This window comes from Succinimonas sp. (assembly GCF_045225735.1).
Classification (GTDB): domain Bacteria; phylum Pseudomonadota; class Gammaproteobacteria; order Enterobacterales; family Succinivibrionaceae; genus Succinimonas.
The window spans coordinates 21,745-40,344 of the sequence record NZ_JBGVBR010000249.1; the positions used below are offsets into that span (position 1 = coordinate 21,745).

The 18,600-nt window shown below is 48.5% G+C and carries 28 protein-coding genes; 1 reads left to right on the forward strand and 27 read right to left on the reverse strand.

The genetic code is table 11. The features are described from left to right. Positions 1 to 3: 3 nt before the first annotated feature. Positions 4 to 2,310: a DNA topoisomerase IV subunit A gene (parC, locus tag ACJROR_RS08825; RefSeq protein ID WP_406546801.1), complete on the reverse strand. Its 2,307-nt coding sequence runs from the start codon at positions 2,308 to 2,310 to the stop codon at positions 4 to 6. A 213-nt stretch (positions 2,311 to 2,523) separates the two neighbouring features. On the opposite strand from parC, the gene ACJROR_RS08830 reads away from it, so the two are divergent. After that, positions 2,524 to 3,156, forward strand: a complete 633-nt coding sequence (locus ACJROR_RS08830) for a murein L,D-transpeptidase family protein (RefSeq protein WP_406546802.1) — start codon at positions 2,524 to 2,526, stop codon at positions 3,154 to 3,156. Positions 3,157 to 3,220: 64 nt separating this feature from the next. On the opposite strand, the gene ACJROR_RS08835 is transcribed toward ACJROR_RS08830, so the two are convergent. From ACJROR_RS08835 to rpsS, 26 genes are all read right to left on the reverse strand, one after another. Beyond that, entirely contained in the window at positions 3,221 to 3,829 is a 609-nt protein-coding gene (locus ACJROR_RS08835) for a hypothetical protein (RefSeq protein WP_406546803.1), read from the reverse strand. Positions 3,830 to 3,906: 77 nt separating this feature from the next. After that, entirely contained in the window at positions 3,907 to 6,069 is a 2,163-nt protein-coding gene (locus tag ACJROR_RS08840) for an alpha-amylase (protein ID WP_406546804.1), read from the reverse strand. A 238-nt stretch (positions 6,070 to 6,307) separates the two neighbouring features. Next, entirely contained in the window at positions 6,308 to 7,357 is a 1,050-nt protein-coding gene (locus ACJROR_RS08845; RefSeq protein WP_406042651.1) for a DNA-directed RNA polymerase subunit alpha, read from the reverse strand. Between the two features lie 159 nt (positions 7,358 to 7,516). Further along, positions 7,517 to 7,933 (reverse strand): 50S ribosomal protein L17, encoded by a 417-nt coding sequence (rplQ, locus tag ACJROR_RS08850; protein ID WP_406042649.1) that lies wholly within the window; start codon positions 7,931 to 7,933, stop codon positions 7,517 to 7,519. A gap of 25 nt (positions 7,934 to 7,958) precedes the next feature. Further along, positions 7,959 to 8,963, reverse strand: coding sequence for a DNA-directed RNA polymerase subunit alpha (locus ACJROR_RS08855; protein WP_406042711.1), 1,005 nt, complete (start codon positions 8,961 to 8,963; stop codon positions 7,959 to 7,961). Positions 8,964 to 8,986: 23 nt separating this feature from the next. After that, positions 8,987 to 9,628, reverse strand: a complete 642-nt coding sequence (gene rpsD, locus ACJROR_RS08860; protein ID WP_406546805.1) for a 30S ribosomal protein S4 — start codon at positions 9,626 to 9,628, stop codon at positions 8,987 to 8,989. Between the two features lie 28 nt (positions 9,629 to 9,656). Further along, positions 9,657 to 10,043 (reverse strand): 30S ribosomal protein S11, encoded by a 387-nt coding sequence (rpsK, locus tag ACJROR_RS08865; protein WP_406042645.1) that lies wholly within the window; start codon positions 10,041 to 10,043, stop codon positions 9,657 to 9,659. 15 nt (positions 10,044 to 10,058) lie between these two features. Then, positions 10,059 to 10,415, reverse strand: a complete 357-nt coding sequence (gene rpsM / locus ACJROR_RS08870) for a 30S ribosomal protein S13 (RefSeq protein ID WP_406042643.1) — start codon at positions 10,413 to 10,415, stop codon at positions 10,059 to 10,061. 152 nt (positions 10,416 to 10,567) lie between these two features. Next, positions 10,568 to 10,681 carry a 50S ribosomal protein L36 gene (gene rpmJ / locus ACJROR_RS08875; RefSeq protein ID WP_084761404.1) on the reverse strand — a complete coding sequence of 38 codons (114 nt, stop codon included), beginning with the start codon at positions 10,679 to 10,681 and terminating at the stop codon, positions 10,568 to 10,570. A 27-nt stretch (positions 10,682 to 10,708) separates the two neighbouring features. Beyond that, a complete protein-coding gene (gene secY / locus ACJROR_RS08880; protein ID WP_406042640.1) occupies positions 10,709 to 12,034 on the reverse strand; it encodes a preprotein translocase subunit SecY in 1,326 nt (441 codons plus the stop codon). Positions 12,035 to 12,045: 11 nt separating this feature from the next. After that, the gene (gene rplO, locus ACJROR_RS08885; protein ID WP_406042638.1) at positions 12,046 to 12,486 is read right to left on the reverse strand and encodes a 50S ribosomal protein L15; all 441 of its coding nucleotides are present in this window, start codon (positions 12,484 to 12,486) and stop codon (positions 12,046 to 12,048) included. After that, positions 12,487 to 12,669, reverse strand: coding sequence for a 50S ribosomal protein L30 (rpmD, locus tag ACJROR_RS08890; RefSeq protein ID WP_406042636.1), 183 nt, complete (start codon positions 12,667 to 12,669; stop codon positions 12,487 to 12,489). A gap of 1 nt (position 12,670) precedes the next feature. Further along, complete coding sequence (gene rpsE, locus ACJROR_RS08895) at positions 12,671 to 13,186, reverse strand: 30S ribosomal protein S5 (protein WP_406042634.1); 516 nt, start codon at positions 13,184 to 13,186, stop codon at positions 12,671 to 12,673. Positions 13,187 to 13,197: 11 nt separating this feature from the next. Further along, entirely contained in the window at positions 13,198 to 13,548 is a 351-nt protein-coding gene (gene rplR / locus ACJROR_RS08900) for a 50S ribosomal protein L18 (protein WP_406042632.1), read from the reverse strand. 9 nt (positions 13,549 to 13,557) lie between these two features. Then, complete coding sequence (gene rplF, locus ACJROR_RS08905) at positions 13,558 to 14,091, reverse strand: 50S ribosomal protein L6 (RefSeq protein WP_406042630.1); 534 nt, start codon at positions 14,089 to 14,091, stop codon at positions 13,558 to 13,560. 10 nt (positions 14,092 to 14,101) lie between these two features. After that, entirely contained in the window at positions 14,102 to 14,494 is a 393-nt protein-coding gene (rpsH, locus tag ACJROR_RS08910; protein ID WP_406042628.1) for a 30S ribosomal protein S8, read from the reverse strand. 17 nt (positions 14,495 to 14,511) lie between these two features. After that, complete coding sequence (gene rpsN, locus ACJROR_RS08915) at positions 14,512 to 14,817, reverse strand: 30S ribosomal protein S14 (protein WP_406042626.1); 306 nt, start codon at positions 14,815 to 14,817, stop codon at positions 14,512 to 14,514. A gap of 12 nt (positions 14,818 to 14,829) precedes the next feature. Continuing rightward, entirely contained in the window at positions 14,830 to 15,369 is a 540-nt protein-coding gene (gene rplE, locus ACJROR_RS08920) for a 50S ribosomal protein L5 (RefSeq protein WP_406042624.1), read from the reverse strand. Positions 15,370 to 15,381: 12 nt separating this feature from the next. Further along, positions 15,382 to 15,699, reverse strand: a complete 318-nt coding sequence (gene rplX / locus ACJROR_RS08925) for a 50S ribosomal protein L24 (protein WP_406042622.1) — start codon at positions 15,697 to 15,699, stop codon at positions 15,382 to 15,384. 12 nt (positions 15,700 to 15,711) lie between these two features. Further along, positions 15,712 to 16,080 (reverse strand): 50S ribosomal protein L14, encoded by a 369-nt coding sequence (rplN, locus tag ACJROR_RS08930; RefSeq protein ID WP_406042620.1) that lies wholly within the window; start codon positions 16,078 to 16,080, stop codon positions 15,712 to 15,714. A gap of 180 nt (positions 16,081 to 16,260) precedes the next feature. Continuing rightward, positions 16,261 to 16,512, reverse strand: coding sequence for a 30S ribosomal protein S17 (gene rpsQ / locus ACJROR_RS08935; RefSeq protein ID WP_406042618.1), 252 nt, complete (start codon positions 16,510 to 16,512; stop codon positions 16,261 to 16,263). Continuing rightward, the gene (gene rpmC, locus ACJROR_RS08940) at positions 16,512 to 16,712 is read right to left on the reverse strand and encodes a 50S ribosomal protein L29 (RefSeq protein ID WP_406042616.1); all 201 of its coding nucleotides are present in this window, start codon (positions 16,710 to 16,712) and stop codon (positions 16,512 to 16,514) included. Before rpmC ends, rpsQ begins: the two co-directional genes overlap by 1 nt. Continuing rightward, entirely contained in the window at positions 16,712 to 17,125 is a 414-nt protein-coding gene (gene rplP / locus ACJROR_RS08945; RefSeq protein WP_019000750.1) for a 50S ribosomal protein L16, read from the reverse strand. The genes rpmC and rplP overlap by 1 nt, the downstream gene beginning before the upstream one ends. A gap of 11 nt (positions 17,126 to 17,136) precedes the next feature. Continuing rightward, positions 17,137 to 17,880: a 30S ribosomal protein S3 gene (gene rpsC, locus ACJROR_RS08950; protein ID WP_406042613.1), complete on the reverse strand. Its 744-nt coding sequence runs from the start codon at positions 17,878 to 17,880 to the stop codon at positions 17,137 to 17,139. 9 nt (positions 17,881 to 17,889) lie between these two features. Next, positions 17,890 to 18,225: a 50S ribosomal protein L22 gene (gene rplV, locus ACJROR_RS08955; RefSeq protein WP_406042611.1), complete on the reverse strand. Its 336-nt coding sequence runs from the start codon at positions 18,223 to 18,225 to the stop codon at positions 17,890 to 17,892. A gap of 9 nt (positions 18,226 to 18,234) precedes the next feature. Continuing rightward, a complete protein-coding gene (rpsS, locus tag ACJROR_RS08960; RefSeq protein WP_406546806.1) occupies positions 18,235 to 18,507 on the reverse strand; it encodes a 30S ribosomal protein S19 in 273 nt (90 codons plus the stop codon). Between the last annotated feature and the right edge of the window lie 93 nt (positions 18,508 to 18,600).

The window sequence follows — 18,600 nt, forward strand, 5'->3', positions numbered from 1 at the left end:
ATCCTATGAAATAACAGCGCCGGCTCCGGCAGGGGCCTCAGGCAGCGGCTCCTGCTTTCCGGAAATCACCAGAACCTCGGTAACCTTCTGGAGTCCCCGGGGGAGCTTGATGCCGCGCCGGCCTCTCTCTCCCTTGTAGGTGTCCAGATCCGCGGGCTTAACAGTCAGCTTGCGCTTTCCGGCATGAATTTCCACCGAATCCTCCGGCCCTAAAACACAGGCGGCAGTAACGTACTCCTCCCGGGTTTTCAGCTTGGAAAGGGAGATATTAATCATGCGGCTGCCCTTGCCCTTGCTGAGCACCGGAAGCTCGGTTACCAGAAACATCAGCATCCGCCCCTGATTTGAAATCATCAGGCAGAGAGATTTATCCACATCCGTAACCGGCAGCGGCGGCAAGAGATTAGCCCCCTCGGAAACGGAAATCACCGATTTGCCGTTGGAGGTGCGGCCGATGAGATCCTTGTACTGACAGACAAAGCCGTAACCGGCATCGGTGCCCAGCACGAAATAATCATCATCCTGTCCCGCAAGCACCGCCACAATGCTGTCTCCCTGCACAATGGTAAAACGGCTGGTCAGGGGCTCCCCCTGACTTCTGGCAGAAGGGAGGGTGCTGACCTGGAGGGAATAGCTCTGTCCGGAGTTGGACAGAAAAACCACATTCTGATTGCTGCGGGCAAAGGCCTTCATGAGGAAGCCATCGCCCTGCTTGTAGGAAAACGAGGAAACATCCTCAACATGCCCCTTGGCCGCGCGCACCCAGCCCATTTTGGAAAGCACCACGGTCATAGGCTCCGCCGGAAGCATTTCGCTCTCGTCAATGGCCTTGGCCGGAGCCCGGGAAACAATGGGACTCATGCGGTCATCCCCGTATTTGTCAGCCGTTTCCTTAATGCTCTTTTTAAGGTAGTTTCGGAGACGCGTCGGAGAATTGATGATGCCGCTGATATTGTCCGCATCCTTCTCCAGAGCGGTTTTTTCATCCCGGAGCCGGATTTCGGAAATCCGGGCCAGCTGTCTCAGCTTGGTTTCCAGAATATATTCCACCTGGGCTTCGCTAAGCCCAAAACGGTTCATGAGAATCTCTTTGGGATTATCCTCCTCCCGGATAATTCTGATTACTTCATCGATGTTCAGAAAGACGATGAAGAGACCGGCCAGAAGGTGCAGCCTCCGGTTAATCTTATCCAGACGGTATTCCAGCTGGCGCACCACCGTATCCCGCCGGAAGGTCAGCCACTCCGTGAGAATAACCGGCAGGGACTTAACCGCCGGGTTTCCATTAATGCCCAGCATATTCATGTTAACCTGATAGGTGCATTCCAAATCCAGGTTCTTCAGAGCGAAAAGATGAGACATTACCGCATCCGGATCAACCCGGCCGGATCTCAGCTCCAGAACAATGCGGCACTCCTTGCTGGTTTCATTTCTGATATTGGTGATCAGAGGGAGCTTCTTCTGATTCATAAGAGCGGCGATTCTGGTCTCGATATCTGCTCCGGAAACTCGGTAGGGCAGCGCCGTAATCACCACGGATCCCTTTTCCACATGATAAACCGAACGCATTCTGATACTGCCGTTTCCGGTTTCGTACATCTTAAGAAGCTCGTGCGGCGGGGTAATGATCTCCGCCTTGGTAGGATAGTCCGGCCCTTTGACGACCGTCATAAGATCCGCTGCCGTGGCCTCAGGATGATCCAGAAGATAAGTGGCGGCATTCGCAATTTCCCGGGCGTTGTGGGGAGGGATGTCGGTCTTGATGCCCACGGCAACCCCGGAGGTGCCGTTAAGTAGGATGTGGGGCAGTCTGGCCGGCAGAAATTCCGGTTCCTTCAGAGTGCCGTCAAAATTCGGAATAAAAGTGGTGCCGCCATCGTCCAGCTCGGAAAGCAGCACTTCGGAAAACGGAGACAGCCGTGATTCGGTATAGCGCATGGCAGCATAGGATTTGGGATCATCCGGATGCCCCCAGTTTCCCTGACCGTCCACCAGAGGATAACGGTATGAAAACCGCTGCGCCATAAGCACCATGGCTTCATAACAGGAGCTGTCGCCGTGAGGATGGTATTTGCCCAGCACATCACCGACGGTGCGGGCGGATTTTTTATGCTTGGTTCCCGGGGCCAGTCCCAGTTCATGCATGGAATAAATAATGCGCCGCTGCACCGGCTTCAGGCCGTCAGTGACGTGGGGAATCGCCCGGTCTCTGATAACGGCCATGGAATAATTAAGGTAAGCTGCCTCGGTAAAGGTTTCGAGAGGCATGGTCTCTACGCCTTCCAGGCTCATTTGTTTTTTATCGTTCATACTGTTTCCAACACTGTGCAGGATTATTATATCTTAACCTTGTTCTCTCCTGAGAATTTGGCGATCATCCGGCAGCAATTTTCCTGCAGGAAATCTTTATTTTTTCAAAAAAAGCCATACAATGGCAGAAAACTTGAACAGAGAAGAAATACTATGTCTCAATCCCTTCCGATTTCTCATGCTTTCTCATTCTGGATTTCTGCCGGGGTTCTTATGATGACAGCGCTTCTGCCAGTCACAGTCCGGGCAGGAGACGATGATCTCCGGGCTACCGGCGGCACCCGGCTTCCCTACGCCCTGTATCTTGAAGCTCTGAATGAATATCCGGAATATGACCCCGATATGGATTACACCAAGCTGGGCACAATTGTCACCAAAATCGCTCCGGGCAGCATGATCCTGGTGAAAAAGAATCTTGTGGATCGGGTGGTGGTGCAAAAATCGGCTTACAAAATTTTTCTGTACAAGGGGCAGGCTCTGGTCAAAAGCTTCAACATCTCTCTGGGCAAAAACCCCATCGGTCCCAAAATGTTCGAAGGGGACAAGAAAACTCCCGAAGGCAAATACGTGCTGGATTATGTGAAGCTTAACTCCAGCTTCTACAAGGCGTTTCACATCTCCTATCCCAGCCCGGAGGACATTGAACGGGCCAAAAAGGCCGGCCGCCGTCCCGGGGGAATGATTATGATCCACGGCGAACCGCCCTACAGAGGGAAAAGCGAAGACCGGGTAGACGGACTGATGCCGTCAAACTGGACTAACGGCTGCATCGCTCTTATAAACAGCGATATGGATGAATTTCTGGATCTGGTGGATCCCGGCACCACCATTGAAATCCGGCCCTGAGTTCCGTTTTCTTTGCAAAGGAAACACCAAAAAAGCGGCTATGCCGCTTTTCTTTTGGTGTGTCTCAGGGAATAAAACTCCCTTCTTTATCTGCGGGGATGTCCAGCACCAGCGGTTTAAATCCGGCATTCAGGAATTCATCATCCGGGAAAAACTCCACTGCAACGCATGTCTTTAAATAATCATCCTCAATCCAGGGCTTCGGCATCAGCACCACCGCAAAGCACGGGTCAGTATCCGACTCTGATATATTGCCGTCTTCATCCCGGCCGGCTGCCGAAAAGTAAAAATAGACCTCAACAAAATCCTTTGCTATATCGCTATCCAGCAAAAAATCAAAGTCCTCGGCAGGATGGGTGTCTATCCAGATTTTTCTGGCAGGATATGACATAGCGGGGTATACAGCGTTCTGATCCACCATGTCATTGTAGAGATCCACATCCGCATCTGACAATACATCGTTTTCCAGTTCAACAGGAATAACCTCCTGCAGTATCACACAGGCAACATCGAGAATTTTGGTGATTTCCGCATTGGTAAAATCTTTAAAACGATCAGTAGTTCTGAAAATTTTGGTTTCAGTAATTTCAGCATCAGCAGTATTGGTATCGTTAGTATTGGTATCGTTAGTATTGGTATCGTTAGTATCGGTATCGTTAGTATCGGTGTCCATATTCATCTCATAAAAAAAGCCTGACCAACAGCGATCAGGCTCCGATGATAACAGCTTTTAGCTATAAAAGCATCAAATTACTTGCGGCCGGCAGAAACGATAACCACCTTGTCGTTGCCCTTCTTTCTCATAAAGGCATAGGGACTGGCAGACAGCTTGGTGTGCGTGCCCTCGGCTACAGCAGGATGATTCAGCCGGAACTTGTTGAGCTTGGCCCAGTGCTGAATAAGATCCTTGTATTCCGGCTTGTCCAGATCTGCCCAGTTCATGTCAGAACGCAGGGACTGATCCACAACGCCGTCATCCTTCATAAGAGGACGGCCGGATTCGTCACCGTAGTAAATCTGCACCTGTCCCGGCAGCATCAGGAAGGAATTGGCAGTGCGCTTCTGAAGATCGAAGTCCTGATAATCCGCAAAGAACAGCTTGGTATCATGAGAAGAAATGTAGGACAGGATATTAAAGCCCTTCTGCTGCACGGACTTGGCATACTTGGCATAAATACCGTCAGCTTCCTTCATGCACTGCGCTGCGGTCATGGATTCCTTCTGATAGTCAAAGTTCAGGAGGCTGTCAAAGCCGTTGTCATACCAGAGATCCCGGGAAACGCCATGATCGAATACCTCGCCCACCATGAAGAAAGGAGTATCGTCGATCTTCTTGGAAGGATTCTCAGCCTTCCATTCCTTGAGAGCCTTGGTGGCGCTGGTCTTAAGCTGCTTCCAGGCATAAGGATCAACATGCTTCACAGTGTCGCAGCGGAAACCGTCAACGCCGAACTTGCGGACATAATAGGTGTGCCAGCTTACCAGGTAGTCAACAATGGAGGCATTAGGAAGATCCACGGCCTTGGTGTCCTTCTTGTTCTTAAAGAACTCCGGAAGCTTCACCGGCGTCTTCTTTTCGGTCTTAAAATCTGGAAGACCGCCTACGGCCATATTCTGATCGTCCACCCCGGGTTCATCATAACCGGGAAGACCGGCGCGCACCCACTCGGGGCCCCACCACTTCTTCCAGGCCTTGGTCTTGTAGTCGATAACGCCATTAATGCTGCCCCAGGTAGCATAGAGGCCCTTGGGCTTGTAATCGGACCAGTCAGCCGGGAGAGAATCAGGATCCCGAACCAGCTCCCGAAGACCGATATCCTGCAGATCCTTTAACGTAGCATAACCGGCATGGTTCATAACAACATCCACCAGAATGCGAATGCCGCGTTTATGGGCTTCATCCACAAACCTCTGGAATTCCTCTTCGGTGCCGAGATTCTTGTCAATGTTGGTAAAATCAAGAGCCCAGTAACCATGGTAGCCATAGAACGGGAAGGATCCCTCGGCGCCGCCGCTGACAAAGCCGTGCACCTGCTCCACAATCGGAGTTACCCAAATGGCGTTTACGCCCAGATCCCTAAGATAATCAAGCTTCTGGGTTATACCGGCGAAGTCGCCGCCATGCCATGTGCCGATTTCTTTTTTGCCGTCCTTCTTGCGGCCGTAGGAATTATCATTGGACTTGTTGCCGTTGTAGAAACGATCCGGAAGCATGAAATAAACATTGGCGTTATCCCAGCTGAACGGAGCCTGAGAATAGGACTTGGCTTCCTCCAGAAGCAGAATGCCTTCGCTTTCGGGAGCCGGAGTCATGGTGACCTTGCCGCCCTTGACCACTGCAGTAGCCCCTGAATAGGCATCCCTGACCGTGGTGCCGTTGGGGAAGGCCTTGCCCACATTGGCAGTAACCGGACCACCGTCCCACTTGTCGCAGGCAATCTGCGGCGGCTGTCTCTTAACCTCGACCTTCTTGGTGCTGCGGAGCACCTTTACCGAAGGAGCATCCTTGGTGTAGTCAAGAGTAAAGTCATAGTTGCCTTTAAGAACAACATTGATGGTAAATTCATTCTTGGCGCACTTATCCATCTGCGCGGTAGTGCCGAAGGTGAGAGCCTGAGCAGCGGCCGGGCCGAATTTGGTGCCGCAGGTATCCTTGGCATCTGCAATGAGAATCTTATGCTGCCCCTTGTCCATAAAGGCCGTGGCATGATAGATATTGCTGGTTTTGCCCAGCTTGAATTCGCTGTCTCCGCCCTGAGATTTTCCGTCTACCTTAACAAATACAGGCGTGGTGAGCTTACCGGTAACCTGAGATGCTTTAGAAGCAGTGGATGACGAAGCGGAATCGCTGCTGCATCCGGCAGCGGCGAATGCTATCGCTGCAGCCATGGCAGTAATGCAAAGTTTATTCATAATTTAAATTGACCTCGAAAACAAAAACATCTGCTAAGGATATGACATCAGGAGAGGGTCATACAAAATCAGAGACACTGAAAAAATTATAAAGAAAAAGGGGAGGCAATAACGAATACTAGAAGAAAGAGGATCGCAAAAATGTGAACAAGCAAAAGATAGCCCCGGCACGTAAAATAAAAGCCTGCCCCCGAAGGAGAACAGGCTTTTAATAATCTGATGCGCCGGATGTCAGAAACTAATCCAGGAGATCATCCTCATCCTGAGGAGGCCAGGTATCAAGGCGCATGCCGAGAGAGAGGCCTTCCTTGGCAAGAACATCCTTGATTTCAGTAAGAGATTTCTTACCGAGATTAGGAGTCTTAAGAAGCTCCACTTCAGTCTTCTGAACCAGATCGCCAATATAGCGAATGCCTTCAGCCTTAAGACAATTGGCCGAACGCACGGTAAGCTCCAGATCCTCAACGGTCTTGAGAAGCTTAGGATCAATCTTGGGCTCCTCGACAACCTTGGCGGTGGTTTCGGATTCGGAATGAATGTCAATAAAGGTATTTAGCTGCTCGTAAAAAATGGTAGAAGCTCGGCGGAGGGCCATTTGCGGGGTAATGGTTCCGTCAGTGGTGAGATTAATGGTCAGAGATTCCAGATCATCCCGGCCATTGGGATCGTTATACTTGCTCACCGTATAAGCAACATTGACCACCGGACTGTAGGTGGCATCCACCATGAGACGGCCCACAAAACGTTCATCGCCTTCGGGATGACCGCGAAGATCGCCTCTCAGGAAGCCTCTGCCGCGGTTCACATGGAGCTTCATTCTGAAGGGAATGGCTCTGCTGGTGATATGGCAGATAACAAGCTCGGGATTATGAATGGTAACACCGGCAGGACAGTAAATATCCCCGGCGGTAATGGGGCCAACGTAATCAGTCTTGGAATTAAGCACGCCGTCATCTTCAGCCAGGGGATCATTAACACGAAGCTGAAGCACAGCATCATCTCTTGAAATGTTATCAATGGAAACGGCAATCTTCTTGAGATTCAAGAGAAGTATGAGAATATCTTCCTGCAGTCCTTCCTTGGTGGTGTATTCGTGATTGACATCATTGATCTCACACGAATAAATGGCTGATCCAGGCATGGAGGAAAGAAGTATACGCCTAAGAGCATTACCAAGAGTCAGACCGAAGTTAGGTTCGAAAGGCTCAAGAACAATCTTTGACTGAGTATCAGAGATACTTTCAATCCTTGCTTCCTGAGGCTTAAAAAAATCTTTAACGAAGTCCAAGGCAGATTCCTCAATTGTAATTACCGGATAATAACCGATACACGGAAAATGACTGATGAAAAAAAATTATTCATCAGCTGTTAATTTTACATCAAAAAGGGGCTTTTCGGATATAAGCAAAAAAGCCCCGACAAAAACGGGGCTCCTGTCTAGATACGCTTATTCAGCAGAGGGTGCCTCGGCGGCAGGTTCTTCAGACTTAACATCCACAAGAGAAATGAAAGCCATCTGAGCCCGATCTCCGGGACGGAGACCGCACTTCAAAATGCGGGTATATCCGCCCTTGCCCTTGGCAGGATCTGCCTCGCGGGCAACAACACGAGGGGCAATATCGTTAAAAAGCTTGGTAACAATTTCACGATCGCGCAGAACTGCAAAAACACGGCGGCGATTAGCTACGGAATCAACCTTAGCTCTGGTGATAAGAGGTTCGGCATAGCGGCGAAGCTCCTTAGCCTTGGGAAGAGTAGTTCTGATGGTTTCTCTTCTGAAAAGAGCTACAGTAAGCGAACGGAGCAATGCAACTCTCGCACTGGTGTTGCGGCTCAACTGACGGCCGCTCATACGATGACGCATGACACTTTTCCTTCTAAAAAAAATCTTATGATTTGGTCTGGGAATTCAGAGCCTGAGTCCAATTCTCAATGCGCATACCAAGAGAAAGACCTCTCTGGGCCAGAACGTCCTTAATCTCATTAAGAGACTTGCGACCAAGATTCTTGGCCTTAAGAAGTTCAACCTCGGTACACTGAACCAAATCACCAATTAAGTGAATGGATTCTGCTTTAAGGCAATTGGCTGAACGAACAGTAAGCTCCAGATCGTCTACCGATCTCAGGAGGGCCGGATCCAATACAGGAGCCTGAGCCTGTTCAACAGGAGCAGTTACCTTAACGGCATCTAAATCTACAAAGGAAGATAGCTGTTCACGAAGCAGCAAAGCTCCTTCTCTGATCGCTTCCTCCGGATCAATAACTCCGTTGGTTTCAACCTCGATCTCAAGTCCGTCAAGATCCGTTCTCTGCTCGAGACGAGCAGACTGAACCTCATAGGAAAAATACCGGATCGGGGTATAGGAAGCATCAATAAGAATAGTGCCGGGCTCACGGGCCTCTGCCTGACGCACCGGCGAAGTGGCCGGCACGTAGCCGCATCCTCTCTGAATCCGCAGGGTCATCTCAATGGATGATTTTGACGAATTCAAATGACAGATAACGTGCTCAGGGTTGTAAACCTGCACATTCTCAGGAAGCTTAATATCGCTTGCGTAAACAGGTCCTGTACCGGACTTAACCAGAGAAACGGTAACGTCGCTCAGATTTTCGTCCATAATATTTACAGCCACACCTTTAAGATTAAGAAGCACTTCGAGAATCTCTTCCTGAATATCGCTCTTAATACTATATTCGTGCTCAACACCCTCGATTTTAACCTGAGTGATGGCACAGCCAGGCAGGGACATCAGGAGCACGCGTCTTAAAGCATGTCCTAAAGTATTACCAAAACCGCGTTCCAATGGTTCCAGAGAAACATGAGAGCGATTCGGATAAACCGAAGAAATCCCAACCTTTCTAGGTTTTAAAAAATCTGTTACAGAACCCAAAATTATATCCTCTTTGCGAGACCAAATTACTTGGAGTAGAGTTCGACGATGAGCTGTTCTTTGATATCAGACGGCAGAGAAGAACGTTCAGGCTTGTGATTAAACACGCCGGACTTCTTATCTACGTCAACGTCAATCCACTCGGGCTTTTCACGCTTGGTGGCAAGATCAAGAGCAGTAATGATACGATCCTGGTTCTTTGCCTTCTCGCGTACAGAAACAGTTGCTCCCTCAGGAACCTGATAGGAAGGAATATTAACAGTTCTGGCAACCTCAGAGCCCTTAAGGGTAATTTGAATTGCCTTATGGCTTACCAGCTGACGAGCTTCGGCGCGGGTGGAACCAAAACCCATGCGATATACTACATTGTCAAGTCTGGATTCAAGAAGCTGCAGCAGGTTTTCACCGGTATTGCCCTTCATCTGGCTTGCCTTTCTGTAGTAATTACGGAACTGACGCTCCAGAATACCATAAAGACGGCGCACCTTCTGCTTCTCGCGGAGCTGAGTGCCATATTCAGAAGCGCGGGGCTTGTCAGCGCCATGAACGCCAGGAAGCTTTTCAGCCTTCTTGCACTTCTTTTCGTAAGTGTTAACACCGGACTTTAAAAACAGATCGCAACCTTCACGGCGGCTAAGCTTTAAAGACGGTCCAATATATCTAGCCATTTAATCTATCTCCAAAATACCAGTTAAACTATACACGACGCTTCTTGGGGGGACGGCAGCCATTGTGGGGAATTGGAGTAACATCGGTAATGTTGGTAATCTTGAAACCAATGGCATTAAGAGCGCGAATGGTGGATTCGCGGCCGGGGCCAGGTCCCTTAACGAGAACTTCAAGATTTCTTACACCAAATTCCTTGGCAGCTTCACCGGCGCGTTCAGCAGCAACCTGAGCGGCATAAGGAGTAGACTTACGGGAACCACGGAAACCTGAACCGCCGGCGGTAGCCCATGAAAGAGCATTGCCCTGGCGATCGGAAATGGTAACAATGGTGTTGTTGAAAGAAGCATGAATATGGGCTACGCCATCAGCAACCTGCTTCTTGGAACGACGACGATTCTGTTCATTATTTGCCATTATCAATATCCTCGCTTACTTCTTGATAGCCTTGCGCGGGCCTTTACGGGTACGGGCATTGGTCTTGGTACGCTGACCGCGAACCGGAAGACCGCGGCGATGACGAATGCCGCGATAGCAGCCAAGATCGATAAGGCGCTTAATGTTCATGGAAACCTCACGGCGGAGGTCGCCTTCAACAGTGTAATTGGAAACCTGTTCACGAATCTTATCAAGGACAGATTCATCAAGGTCTTTAAACTTCGCATCCTGATTAACGCCGGCATCTGCAAGAATCTTCTTGGCAGTAGTAGGGCCTACGCCATAAATAGACTGCAGAGCAATAACTGCATGCTTGTCATCAGGAAGGTTAATACCAGCTATACGGGCCACTATAAACTCCTAAAATCAAGTTAAAAAAACAATCCTCGTAAAGCCCGTCAGGATACACGAGGATCTCTAGTGCACACAAAAAAACTGCAAGGAGCATAATATACACACCCTGCAGTTAAATTGCAACAAAAATGTGACACAAATTAAGAAAATTAACCCTGACGCTGCTTATGCTTAGGATTGGTACAAATCACATGAACAACACCGCCGCGACGTACAATCTTGCAATGACGACAGAATTTTTTTACTGAAGCACCAACTTTCATGATTAGACTCCTTTGTCCAAAGAAGGTCTATCGACCAAAATTTATTAAATTTGCTTTCTTCAAAGCATCGCCATACTGATATGTTGCCATATGGCTTTGAAGCTGAGCAATGAAATCCATTATAACCACAACGATAATCAGCAATGAAGTTCCGCCGAAGTAGAACTGTACATTAAACCAGGTCATCAGAAGCTGCGGCACAAGGCATACAAAAACCATGTACACCGAACCGGCTAAAGTCAACCTTGTCATTACCTTGTCAATGTGCTTGGCAGTCTGCTCGCCAGGACGAATACCGGAAATAAAAGCGCCGCTCTTCTTCAGATTGTCCGCTATTTCACGAGGATTGAACACCATCGCAGTATAGAAGAAGCAGAAGAAGACAATTGCCGTAGCATAAAGAATTTCATACAAAGGCTGACCGGGCTGCAACAGCATGGAAACTTCCTGAAGGAAATTAGCTACAGGTCCCTGACCATTTCCTAACCAGGCCACGATGGTGCCCGGGAAAAGAATTATGCTTGAAGCGAAGATGGCCGGAATAACACCAGACATATTAAGCTTCAGCGGCAAATGAGTCGAAGGCGGATTATAAAAACGATTACCGTTCTGACGCTTGGCATAATTTATAGGGATGCGGCGCTGTCCGCGTTCCACAAACACTACAAAATATGTAACAGAAACAACAACCAGTGCAATTATAAGGATGCCAATTATTGAAAGATCCCCCTGACGAACCTGCTCAAAGGTAGCGGCCAGAGCATGAGGAAGTCCCGCAACGATACCGGCAAAAATGAGAAGCGAAATACCGTTTCCGACACCCCGCTCAGTAATCTGCTCGCCGAGCCACATCAGGAACATGGTTCCGGCAGTAAGACTGACAGTGGCAACTACCATGAACTGCCATCCCATATTAACCTCGTCAACGAGACCCGGAATCATGTTCGGCAGACCGTAAGCAATGCCCACGGACTGCAACAGGCCCAGAAACAGAGTTCCCCAGCGGGTGTATTTGGTTAAAGTACGTCTGCCGGATTCGCCCTCTTTCTTAAGTTCAGCCAATGTCGGATTGATTACCGCCATCAGCTGAATAATAATTGCGGACGAAATGTACGGCATAATACCAAGGGCTAAAATGGAGGCACGAGACAGAGCGCCGCCTGAAAACATGTTGAACATTCCCAGAACGTTGCCGCTCTGTTCTGAAAACATCTTCTCAAGAACGTCTGTATTAATTCCAGGAACAGGAACAAAAGATCCCAGACGGAATATAACGAGACCTATAAAAACAAACAATAGGCGGCTCACTAATTCATTGCTGGTTTTGCCTGTCTGGCCTGGTCTTGCTACCATTACTTCAACCCTTATTCTTCAACCTTGCCGCCTGCTGCTTCAATGGCAGCTCTGGCACCCTTAGTTACACGAATTCCCTTAACGGTGAAAGCGCGAGAAATCTTAGGCTCCTTGGACAGGATAATCTTAGCATTCTCGTACTTCTCGCCGATGATGTCAGCCTGCTTAAGAGTAAGCATGTCAACAACATCACCTTCAAGCTTGTTCAGCTCATTAAGAGGGACTTCAGTAGTAACGGCTGCAATACGAGAAAAGAAGCCGAACTTAGGAAGACGAATCTTGATGGGCATCTGACCGCCTTCAAATCCCGGACGAGTACCGCCGCTCTTGCGCGCACCGGCGCCCTTGATACCGCGACCGCAGGTCTTGCCAATGCCAGAACCAATACCACGGCCTACACGAACTGCCTTCTTTCTGGAACCTGCAGCTGGAGAAAGATCATTGAGACGCATTTATTCCTCCACCTTGATCATGTAATAAACCTTATTAAGCATACCGCGGATAATCGGAGTATCAGGTACAACGACAGTATGACGGATATGCCGCAAGCCAAGATTCTTCAGAATCGCAAGATGCTGAGGCTTTCTGCCGATAGAGCTGCGAATCTGAGTAACTTTAAGAGTTTTGTCAGCCATTTTATACTCCAAGTATCTGCTCTACAGTAAGACCGCGCTTTGCAGCAACATCTTCAGGAGATCTTACAGAGGAAAGAGCACGAATGGTAGCGCGAACAACATTACCCTGGTTGGTGGAGCCATATGCCTTTGCAAGCACATTGCGCACACCGGCAACTTCGAGAACCGCACGCATAGCGCCGCCGGCAATAATACCGGTACCTTCAGAGGCAGGCTTCATGAACACGGTGGAACCGGCATGAGATCCCTTAACTTCATGATACAGAGTACCTTCGTTAAGCTCGATGCGGCTGCGGGAATTTGCATCACGGCGAGCCTGATCCATAGCCTTGGCAATAGCTGCAGGAACTTCGCTTGCCTTGCCGTAGCCATAACCAACTCTGCCCTTGCCATCACCAACAACAGTCAAAGCGGTGAAAGAGAAAATACGACCGCCCTTTACAACTTTAGCAACACGATTTACAGCAACTAACTTTTCCTGCATTTCAGTGTTAGCCTGGTTTTCATTTTTAGCCATTCTCAACCACCTTAGAACTTAAGACCAGCTTCACGGGCAGCCTGAGCAAGAGCCTCAACACGGCCGTGATACTGGAAACCTGAACGATCAAAAGATACGGTGGTAACATCCTTGGCTACAGCGCGTTCGGCAATGGTCTTGCCAATAAGAGCTGCGGCTTCCTTGTTACCGGTATACTTAACCTGACCTGCAAGAGACTTCTCAAGAGTGGAAGCGCTTGCGATAACATTGCCTTCGTCGTTAATTACCTGAGCGTAAATATGACGCGGAGTACGAAAAACAACCAAGCGGGTAGCACCCAGTTCACGCATCTTGGCACGTGCTCTAGTGGCACGACGAAGACGAGATACTTTCTTATTCATTGCGTATTCCTACTTCTTCTTAGCTTCTTTAATGTGAACGACTTCGTCTGCATAACGAACACCCTTGCCCTTGTAAGGCTCCGGAGCTCTGACAGAACGGATTTCAGAAGCAACCTGTCCTACCAAATTACGATCTGCGCCGCTGATGTTAATTTCAGTCTGGGAAGGGGTTTCCACCTTAATTCCCTCAGGCACAGTGTAATCAACAGGATTTGAATAACCTAAATTAAGAGTTATCGTGTTGCCCTTGGCCTGAGCGCGGTAGCCAACTCCCTTGAGAATAAGCTTAACCACGTACCCCTTGGTCACACCGACAACCATGTTATGAGCAAGAGCGCGGGCAGTACCGGACTGAGCGTTGGCATTCTTGGACTCATCAACAGGAGCAAATTTAAGTTCATTATCTTCAAAAGTAACCTTAACGGCAGGATTGACATTAAGAGTCAGAGCAGCGCTCTTTCCCTTCACAGTCAGTACCTGACCCTCAAGCTTTACTTCAACACCTGCAGGAATAACCACAGGAGCTTTTGCGACTCTTGACATTATTTACTCCTTAAGCTACGTAGCAAATGACTTCTCCGCCTACGCCGTTCTTGCGCGCAGCGCGATCGGTCATCAGGCCCTTGGAAGTAGAAATAACAGCGATGCCAAGACCATTCTGAATCTTAGGAAGATTCTGGCAGGACTTGTAGATACGAAGACCAGGACGGGAAACTCTCTGGATCAGCTCAACAACGGGTTTGCCGTTGTAATACTTAAGCCCGATTTCAAGAGTCTTGATAACGTCACCGGTTACCTTAACATCTGAAATGTAGCCTTCTTCCTTGAGAAGGTTGGCAATAGCCAGCTTCATCTTGGAAGACGGAACAGTTACAGCAACTTTGCCAGCCGCCTGGCCGTTACGAATGCGAGTCAGTAAATCCGCAATAGGATCTTGCATACTCATAAGTTAATCTCCCTGAATTACCAGCTGGCCTTCTTAAGACCCGGAATTTCGCCCTTCATCATGTGTTCGCGAACCATATTACGGCACATGCCGAATTTACGGAGGAAACCATGAGGACGACCTGTGATGCAGCAACGATTGCGCTGACGTACCACGCTTGAATCACGCGGCAGCTTCTGCAGCGCTACAATGGCATTCCAGCGTTCATCATCGGAAGAGTTAACATCAGATACAATAGCCTTAAGCTTCTGACGCTTTTCAAAGTACTTATTTACAAGAAATGCGCGCTTTGCTTCGCGATTCTTCATAGAAGTTTTTGCCATAATTCTTTACCCTTACTTACGGAACGGGAAATTGAAAGCAGCAAGAAGCTCGCGAGCCTCTTCATCGGTCTTGGCAGTAGTGGTAATGGTTACATCGAGACCACGCACCGCATCAACCTTATCGAAATCAATCTCCGGGAAAATGATCTGTTCACGAACACCCATGGAGTAATTGCCGCGGCCGTCAAAGGACTCGCTGCTCACGCCGCGAAAATCGCGGATACGGGGCATGGCAATGCTAATGAGACGCTCAAGGAATTCCCACATACGTTCGCCGCGTAAGGTAACCTTACAGCCGATAGGATAGCCCTCACGAATCTTAAAGCCTGCAACCGACTTACGAACCTTGGTGATCAAAGGCTTCTGACCGGAGATAGCTGCCATATCCTTAACGGCATTCTCCAAAACCTTCTTGTCATCTACAGCTTCACCAACGCCCATATTGAGGGTAATCTTCTCAATTCTGGGGACTTGCATGACAGTCTTGTAACCAAACTTCTCAGAAAGCTTCTTGATTACTTCTTGTCTGTAAACATCATGCAGTTTCGCCATTGTAAACTCCAATTATTTAACAAGTTCATTATTAGACTTGAAGAAACGAACCTTCTTGCCGTCTTCAATTCTGAAACCAATACGATCTGCCTTCTTGGTGGAAGGATTCAGAATCGCAACGTTAGAAACGTCAATGGGCATCTCCTTTTCAATAATTCCGCTGGGAATATTAAACTGGGGTCTTCCCTTCTGATGCTTCTTAACAACGTTAACGCCTTCGACGATAACCTTATGTTCCTTGGTGAGAACAGTCTTAACCTTACCGGTCTTGGACTTATCCTTACCAGCGATAACAATAACCTCGTCATTCTTGCGAATTTTTGCTGACATTGTTTCAACTCCTTAAAGTACTTCAGGTGCTAAGGAAACTATCTTCATGAAGCGTTCAGTACGAAGTTCACGAGTGACAGGTCCAAAAATACGAGTACCGATAGGCTCATAGGAACCATTAAGAAGCACAGCAGCATTGCTGTCGAAACGAATGACAGAACCATCCGGACGACGAACGCCCTTCTTGGTACGAACAACAACGGCATTAACTACGTCACCCTTCTTGACCTTTCCGCGGGGAATTGCTTCCTTTACGGAAACCTTGATGACGTCGCCTACTGCGGCATAACGACGATGTGAACCACCAAGAACCTTAATACACATTACACTACGAGCGCCAGAATTATCGGCGACATCTAGCGTACTCTGCATCTGGATCATGATAATGCTCCGTTATAACTAAAAAAAACAATCAGCCTTCTGCGTATAAACAAAAGGTGCTGCATGATAACACAACTTTGTGATAAAAATCATCATTTATTTGGGGTGAAAACACGATTTTTTTTCAAAAAGCAAAAAAGGGAGGTCTCCCTCCCTTCAACATGAACAAAGTTCTTAAAATTAAGACGCAGTCTTAACTACACGAACCAGAGTCCAGGCAATAGTCTTGGAAACCGGACGGGTCTCCTTGATTTCAACGATATCGCCTTCCTTGGCAGTGTTGTTAACATCCTGTACGTGGAACTTGGTGGTACGCTTGATAATCTTTCCGAGAAGCGGATGCTTTACCTTGCGCTCCACTGCGACAACGATAGCCTTCATCATCTTGTCGCTGACCACTACACCCTGCAGAGTACGTGCTGATTCTGCCATTACTCACCTACCTTGGCAGCCTGAGCTGCTAAAATCTGCTTAACACGGGCAACATCACGGCGAATCTTCTTCAGCTGAGAAACGTCCTTGAGACTGCCAATCCTAAGTTGATACTTAAGCTTAAACTGCTGTTCTAAAAGTTCGGAGAGCTGCTTCTTCAGTTCTTCAGCACTCTTGTTTTTAAGTTCACTGGCTAACATTATAATACCGCCTTAACTACGAAAGTGGTCTGAACCGAGAGTTTAGCAGCTGCGAGAGTGAAAGCTCTGCGAGCCTTTTCCTCAGATACGCCGCCAAGCTCAAAAAGCACCTTTCCCGGCTGAACAGGGCAAACCCAGTATTCAACAGTACCCTTGCCTTTACCCATACGAACACCAAGTGCCTTCTGAGTAATGGGCTTGTCAGGGAATACGCGAATGTAAACCTGACCTTCACGGTTGATGGCACGTGTAAAAGCACGACGGGCGGCTTCAATTTCACGGGCATTGATCTGACCGCGGGTTACAGCTTTAAGACCGAACTGGCCGAAACTTACATCGCCGCCTGCATAAGCAAGACCGCGATTACGACCTTTCTGCGTCTTGCGATACTTAGTACGCTTTGGTTGTAACATTGTAGATCTCCTTACTTATCAGCTTTGGCAAAATCACGAGCAGGAGCTTTGTTGCCACGATGATTGTTCTTCTTAGGAGCCTTGGTATTCTGCTGATTATCAGCTTCGTTCTCCAGCGGAAGCTCGCCAAGAACTTCGCCTTTGAAAATCCATACCTTAACACCGATAATGCCGTAAGTAGTCTTAGCCTCTGCCACTGCGTAGTCGATATCGGCACGCAGAGTATGAAGAGGAACACGACCCTCGCGCAGCCATTCGGAACGGGCGATTTCAGCGCCGCCGAGACGGCCGGATGCTTCGATCTTAACGCCGAGAGCGCCAGCCTTGGTGGCATTCTGAATAGCCTTCTTCATAGCGCGGCGGAACATAACGCGGTGCTCAAGCTGTTCGGCAATGTTTGCAGCAACAAGCTGAGCATCCAGTTCCGGCTTACGTACTTCCTGCACAACAATCTGAGCGCTCTTAACCTTGGCAATCTTAGAAATGCCGTTGCTGAGCTTCTCGATGCCGGCACCCTTCACGCCGTAAACAACGCTGGGACGGGCAGTAAATACTGTTACACGAATAGACTTGGCAGGACGATCAATTACTACCTTGGATACTGAAGCATCCTTGAGCTCCTTTTTAATGAACTCGCGCACTTCGTAATCACACTTAAGATTGTCAGCATAGTCCGCTGTATTTGCATACCATACAGAATTAAACTGCTTGGTAATTCCCAGGCGAATGCCGTTCGGATTAACTTTTTGACCCATAGTGCACTCCTAACGATGGTCTGAAACCACTACGGTGATGTGGGAAGTACGCTTGGTAATGCGATCTCCGCGACCCTTGGCTCTGGGCATCATACGCTTGAGAGAAGGGCCTTCATCAACCATAATCTGAGAAACAAACAGATCATCAGCATCAGCGCTAAGATTATTAGTAGCGTTGGCGACAGCTGACTTTAATACTTTCAAAACAATCGCAGCAGCCTTGCGGGGGCTAAACTGCAGAATGTTAACGGCCTGTCCAACAGGCAAACCGCGAACCTGATCAGCCACAAGACGAGTCTTCTGAGCTGAAGAACGGGCATAGCGGTGAATTGCTTTAGCTTCCATTACAAATCCTTATTTAGCAGCCTTATCAGCAGTGTGGCCGCGGAAAGTACGGGTAGGAGCGAACTCGCCCAGCTTGTGACCAACCATTTCGTCAGTTACATATACAGGTACGTGCTGACGACCATTATGGACAGCGATGGTCAAACCGATCATTTTAGGGATGATCATTGAACGACGGGACCAGGTCTTAATAGGCTTCTTGTCTCCGCTTTCCATCGCTTTCTCTACCTTCTGCAGCAAGGATTGGTCTAAATAAGGACCTTTCTTGAGCGAACGTGGCATGGTAATACCTCTTTAAAAAAATTACTTATCACGACGACGGACAATATACTTGTCAGTACGCTTGTTCTTACGAGTCTTATAACCCTTGCACAG